The organism is Synechococcus sp. H55.9 (assembly GCF_047462355.1).
Classification (GTDB): domain Bacteria; phylum Cyanobacteriota; class Cyanobacteriia; order Thermostichales; family Thermostichaceae; genus Thermostichus.
Genome location: NZ_JANSJB010000065.1, coordinates 3,066 through 9,187 on the forward strand (window position 1 = coordinate 3,066; position 6,122 = coordinate 9,187).

At 60.8% G+C, this 6,122-nt stretch carries 5 protein-coding genes; all 5 read right to left on the bottom strand.

The genetic code is table 11. The annotated features are described in order from the left end of the window. Positions 1 to 131: 131 nt before the first annotated feature. The 5 genes from NW857_RS09190 to cas10 are packed head-to-tail and all read right to left on the bottom strand — an operon-like array spanning position 132 to position 6,105. Complete coding sequence (locus NW857_RS09190; RefSeq protein WP_414335542.1) at positions 132 to 773, bottom strand: Uma2 family endonuclease; 642 nt, start codon at positions 771 to 773, stop codon at positions 132 to 134. Then, positions 773 to 1,165, bottom strand: a complete 393-nt coding sequence (locus NW857_RS09195) for a hypothetical protein (RefSeq protein ID WP_414366231.1) — start codon at positions 1,163 to 1,165, stop codon at positions 773 to 775. Before NW857_RS09195 ends, NW857_RS09190 begins: the two co-directional genes overlap by 1 nt. A gap of 13 nt (positions 1,166 to 1,178) precedes the next feature. Further along, positions 1,179 to 1,949 carry a type III-B CRISPR module RAMP protein Cmr4 gene (gene cmr4, locus NW857_RS09200; RefSeq protein ID WP_414337107.1) on the bottom strand — a complete coding sequence of 257 codons (771 nt, stop codon included), beginning with the start codon at positions 1,947 to 1,949 and terminating at the stop codon, positions 1,179 to 1,181. Positions 1,950 to 1,993: 44 nt separating this feature from the next. Next, positions 1,994 to 3,118, bottom strand: coding sequence for a type III-B CRISPR module-associated protein Cmr3 (locus NW857_RS09205; protein WP_414335536.1), 1,125 nt, complete (start codon positions 3,116 to 3,118; stop codon positions 1,994 to 1,996). Next, a complete protein-coding gene (gene cas10, locus NW857_RS09210; RefSeq protein ID WP_414368740.1) occupies positions 3,115 to 6,105 on the bottom strand; it encodes a type III-B CRISPR-associated protein Cas10/Cmr2 in 2,991 nt (996 codons plus the stop codon). Before cas10 ends, NW857_RS09205 begins: the two co-directional genes overlap by 4 nt. Positions 6,106 to 6,122: the final 17 nt, after the last annotated feature.

Genomic DNA, 6,122 nt, shown 5'->3' on the forward strand with positions numbered 1-6,122 from the left:
AGGAGAATTGGGGCCTCGATTTTCCTGAGGCGGCCGGCGGCTGGGATCCCCTGGCCTGGGGGGACGAGCAAGCGGCTGACGAGTAGGGCGATGACCGGTCATGGGATCTTCTCCAAAAGCGGGAAACAGGGTTAGGAATTGCCAAGGGTTTGGCGAAATTCACGCAACATGGTGCTGGTACCAATTTCTAGGGCGCGTCGAATGAGTTGAGGTACAAGATTGGGGATGTCGAAGTCTGGAAAAAGCCGGCTGCGGCTTGATTCTACGTAGTCTTCTCCCTGCAGGATAAAGATCCGCAAACTTCGCTCACCCAAGATCCAAACTTCCGGCACGCCGATGGCTCTATAGGCCTCAATAAAAGTTCGGGAAGTAACGTCGGACTCGATGGCCAGATCAGGTGGGGGCAACTGATCGACATCGATCCTGCCCTCGCAACCTCGCACCAACTCCAGGTGATTGACATAGAAGCAGGTGTCGGGCTCCACTCCAGCCCTGCCTGACTTTTTAAGGGTTGTTGAGCCAAAGTCTTCCCAATCCCTACCCTGAGAATCGAGAATGGCTGAGACAATATACCCGGCAATGCGATGAAGGCGCTCGTGTTTGGATAAGGGAGACATGATCTCAAAAGTGCCATCGTAGTAGGCAATGCGAGTGTGGCGATCTTCGCCCAGCTCCTCCAGAATGCTCTCGCAGTCTTGCCAGGTAAGAGAATGAATAACCACTCGGCTGCCTTCTTGCAGGGAAATCGCTTGCAGGGGGATCGCGACGCCCATTACTCCCCTCCTTTAATGTCGTGGTAGATGGCCATGGCCCAAAAGCCAAACTCCTGAGCCAAAGCCAGCCCTAACCCTGTTAAACCTAGATACTCTTCGACTCCCAGTCCCATAAGACGATCCAGACCATTGGAGTTAGCAATTCCCTTCTGACCAGAAATCTCTTCCAGGCAATTAAAGAACTCCTTGACCACTTGCTTTTTGCCGTCTTGGCCGAGGGCATCTTCTTCTGCCTTAAGGCGCAGCATGCCCCAGGTGGAGAGGTAGGTGTAGAGTTCCACAGCCTGGTTTTTCTGCTCCTTAAGCTTTTCTTGGTCTCTGGTTTGAGCCCTTAACTGGCGAAGGGATTCGTAAACAGGCTTGGCCAACGTGCGGGGATCAAAAGTTTCCATAAAACCTCCTCAACTAGTTCCAAGACAACTCGACAAAGCCCCGACCTAGGCTCTCCTGACCGCCAATTTGCAGAAGCTGGTTATCCTGCAGAAGCTTCCGGAATTGCTCTACTGCTTTTTGGGAACTGCCATTGGCTTGGGCTGTTACCCCCCAGGTAAAGTACATCAAGCTATCGGGGGGAATGGCCTCTTCGTAGCGAAAGCCGCCTTCTACAACTTTGTGCTCGCTGAGCTTAACTTTTACCTGCCGCCACAGGCTCATTTGAATAAGGGTGGCACAGTGCTGATCCGGCAAGACGATGACGCGGGTGATGCTGGAAGACTTGACAAAGTCTTGCCAGTTGGCCCACTTTTTCAGGCCATTTTTCAGGATGGCATCCTTGAGGTAGATGGCCCGGTTTGTCTCTAAGTTGGTGCTATAGGGATCCGGCACCTGCAACTGCTGGCCACTTAGCCGCAGCCAGCGCTTGAGCAAGAGGGGGCAGCTCATCCAGACTACCCCGTGGCTGAGGGAAGCCACCGGCACCCACAACAGGGATCCATCCCCAATCCAAATGGAGCCTTGGGTAAGCTGATCCCCCTCCCCAATTTCGTTGCCAAAGAGCTCAAACTTTAACTCTTTCTCAGCCATACTGGCCCGCAATTTGCCGCGGATGGTGCTGGAAGGAATGTAGGGCAAGTTGGTGTGGGCTTCGCGGGCAATGCCCAAGAGGTTGCCTTCTTGGGTGGTGCCGCCGGTGTGCAGGGGGGTTAACAGGGTGAGATAGACCAGGTGAAAAGTCATCGAAAAAACACTCCTTATCGACAAAGAACAGGGCTGCAAAAGCATCAGTTAACCCAAGGCAGCCAGAGCAACTCGCTGTAGCCCAACAGCCGCCAGCGGTGGAAGACGTTGAGCCGGCCATCTTCCAGCTCCGGCTCGTCCTGCCCAAGGGGAGCCGGCTGCTCCAGGTAGTAGACGCTGCCGGGCGGGGCGGCAAACACTTGCGGAGCCGGTAAGCTGGTCTTGCGCGGCTCTGTTAGGGAATCCACCTGCAGGCGGCCGCTGATGGGAACCGGCTTGCCGGTGGCCACGCTTACCAGAGGGCCGGTGAGGGAGTGGGCAGGGTGGGGGGTGGCCAAGCGCCATTCCCAGGGCCAGGCGCGGCAGAGGGAGCGCCCATCCACCTTCTTGATGAACACTCCAGGCGTAACCAGGTAGGCCAAGGCCCGCCGGGTTTGCCGGAAGGTCTCTTGGGAGAGCTCCTGCAGCGCTTGCCACTGCTTGCCCAGCTTTGGGCAAGGGCCCAGGAGAGCGCCGTGGCCTTCTCCCCCCAGCCGCACCACCTCTTCTTGCTCCAGGGGCAAGGGATCCCAGGTTTCGCGCTCGGGATCCCAGCACTCGATGGAGAAAGCCAGGCTCCAGCCGGGCTGCAGGCGGATGCAGGTTTCCACAAAGTAGCCATCGGCTTCTCGCACCTGACGTTTGCCTGCCTGCAGGGTGTTGTGGGGCCGCACCTCTGCCACCCAGGGGGGCGGAACAGCTTGAGCCAGATCCCAGCCCTTGCCCTGCAGCGCTTTTTGCACCGCCTGAAAGGGCAGGTAGCCGGCGGCCTTTTGCTTGGGGCTTGGCCGTTCCTCCTCCGGAGCTGCTGCTACCAAAGGGGCCGGCCGAGTGGGATCCCAACGGTAGCCGCTGTAGGAATGCTCCTCTTCCAGCCAGGGGATGGGCACCAGCGGGGATCCCTGGTCAAGGTGCAGGGGGCTGGGGAAGTAAAGCTGCTCATCCCAGCAGAGGAAGGGGCCGCGCAGGCGCAGGGTTGTCGGCTGGCCCAGGTGGGCCAGGATGGCTCCGGCCAGGGTGTGGCCGCTGGGCGGAAAGCCGCTGGTGGCCCAGGCCCGCTCCCCCGGCGCAAAGGGCCTGGCATCGCGAAACATCCACACATCCAAAGGCGATAGCGTGAACCAACTCATCGACCGTTCCTCCCCAATTTCACGGTGCGGTTGCGCAGCACAAAGGCCGCTAGCTTAAACCAGTTTTTGATGGCCAGATCCCAGGCTGCCGGCTGGGCGGGCAGGCTGTGCTGCCAAAAGTGCCGGATAAACTCGATTAGCTTGGCTTGGAAGCGATCCCTCTGCTCGCTTTCGCCGCCAAAGAGATCCCGGCGGCTACAGAACAAGCGGGCCCAATCGGGCACAGCTTCCACGCTGGGGGCGGGGTGCTGCTCCCAGAGCTGGGCAGCCTGCTCAAACAGCGAGCTTTGATCCTGCTGTTGGCCCAGCAACTTCCAGTCAAAATCCAGCAGGTCTTTCCACTTGTCGAAGGTGTCGAACTTGCTGGTGCCCACCAGTTGGTTGCCGTTGGCAAACAGTACCCGCACCTGCACGCTGTCCTTGGGGCTGCCATGGGCATAGGCCTGCCCTTTGGCGCCTTTTTCCGCCTCCCAGAGATTTTCCAGGGCAATGGCCAAGGGCACCGAGTGGTGGGCAATCACCACGCCAAAGCTAATACTGGCCAGGGATCCCAGGGTAAAAAGAGGGCGGCGGCTGAGGCCAGGCGGCAACTGCGCCTTTTGCCACTGCCAGTAGTCCCCTTCGTTGGCGAACTCCCGCCAGTCGTCTTCGCCGCCGCGGAAACACTGGCGGATGTCCCAGAGCCAGCCATCCCACTCCCAGAGGTTGGTATAGGCCAAAACGTCGTCTCCCCCGGCGTAGATGAGCCTGCCGGCGTAGCGCTGCTCGGTGAGGTAGGGCACCAACTGGCCGGAAAAATCCAACAGGGCGCGGCTGAGGGCACTGTGGGTGGCCGGGCCCATGCGCTTGCGGCTGTTTTTGACAAATTCGCCGAAGGCGTCCTTGACCTGGTCGAGCTCCTCGGAGTTGATGACCTGGCCAATGGTGTCCTTCTGTTTATCGGCTAGGCGCTGCAGCGGCTGGGGCAGGTAGTCGTAGTAGGGTCGCATCTTCTCCCCCCTCAGCCACTGGCCCATGTCGTCGCCGTCGCCGGCGGCCAGCACGTACCAACTGGCGGGGTTGATGCTGGGGTAGTAGCGGCTGAGGGTGGCTTCTATCTCCTGGCGGCAGCGCTTCTGGGTTGCTGCGTCTGCTTCCAGGTCTTCCACCAGCCAGCCGGCGTTGAGCAGCCGCGGGTGGTAGCGTAGGTTCTGCTGGTCGGCCCACGGGATCCCCCACTTGCCGCGCATCTCCCGCACCACTTCCCGAATGCCGGGGTGGATGGCCTCAACGGCCCGGCAGGCTTGCTCCAAGTGCTCCTGCTCCCGTCGCCCGTGGGTTTTCAGGTAGCCGGCCACACCGGCGGTGAGATCGGGGTAGGAAGCGGCAATCTTGTCTTCATCGAGGTTGGGAAAGAGCTCCGGCAACACCTTGTCCAGGGCCCGCTTGACGGTTTCGGTGGCGTTGAGCTGCTCGCGGCCATCGAAAAGCCCCGCCTGCCGCTGCCAAAGCCGCCGGCTCTCCCCTTCGCCAATCCAGCGATCCCTGGGGGAAGGGTGAACCACCGGCCCCAGGCCGGAGACGGTGCTGCGCGGTCCAAAGGCCACCGGCAGTTGCCAATCGCGGGCCTGTTTGCAGGCAGCCTGCAGCCGGCGCGTCGCCTCCACCGCCGCTGCCCACCAGGAGCCGACGTTCAGCCCCGGCTTGTACTGGCGGCGCTGCTGCTTTTGGGGATCCCAGAAGCTGATCCGCAGGAACTTCAGCTCCGCGTCGGCAAAAAGCTGCCGCTCTCCTGTTAGGTGGTAGGTGCGGTTTTGGGCGCTGACCCAGGGATCCCGTTCGACCGGCTCCTGGGACTTGAGGATGGCGGTGTCTTTGAGCCTTTGCTGGGGGGATCCCAGGGGTGCTGCTGCCCAGTAGAGCTGCCACTGGTGCTCCAGCCATCCCTCCCAGGTGGGATCCTCCGGGCGCAACTGCACCAGCCAGCGGCGCTCCAGTTGCAGGTGCTCCAGCGCTCTTTCGGCCAGGTGGCGCCATTCTTCTTTGAGGGTCTGCTGGGCCAACTGCATGGCCGCCTCCACCCGCTCTTCCGGCAACAGCAAGAGGATCACGTTGGGGAAGCCGGCGGTGAGCAGGGCGTGGGCAGAAGGTTGAGGGATCCACTCGGCAAATTTGGGGTACTTCTCCAGCAGCCAGGCATCGATCAACGGCTGGCCGTAGAGGCTGGGGTAGAGCAGGCAGTCGGGGCCGTATTTCTCCGCTAGGCGCCAGCAAAGCCGTGCCGAGAGGTAGTGCAACAGCCAGGATCCGGCCCAGAAATCCCGCATCTTGCGGCTGGCTTTAATCAGCTCCTGGATGGGGTTGAAGGTGAAGCTGGCCAAAAAGGGCCGCGTGAACTTGGGCTCGTCGTAGCCGGCCAAACAGCCCGCCAGGGCCGCCACGACACTGGTGTGGCTCCACAGGGATCCATCCGGCAGCCGCGTTTCCGCCGGCAAAAGCAGGAGGTTCTCATCGCCCAACTTGCGAACCAACGCCTGGGGAAAACAGCGCCAGAACCACCAGAACACCTTCTGGATATCCTCCTCTTCTTGCCGGATCCAATCGGGAATCACCTTTTTCTCTAGCTGCATCAGGTGCTCGGCGCGGGAGCCGGCTTGCTGCAGGGCCCGGTGTTCCTCTTCGGGCAGTTGCCAAAAGCGCTTGCGCCCCGAAAGCAGATGGCTCATCTCTAGGCCCGGCCCCAGGCTGTGGCCGCGATCGGCTACCTGGTAGTCGATGGCAACCGGCAGGTGGCCAATGGCAGCCCGATCGCTGGCGGCGGCAACCAGATCCGCATCGCCAACGCTTGCTAGGAGGGATCCCTCTGCCTTGGGCGAGATCCACCCTTGCATCGCCGCTAAGTTTGGCCACAGCCCTTCCTTAGCGCGGCCAGAGGCGTTGTGGAGGGCCTTGAGGGCAGGATCATGCAGCAAACCCCAGAGCTTCGCTTGCCAGTAGTGATGAGACATGGTGTTTTCGCAGGAGA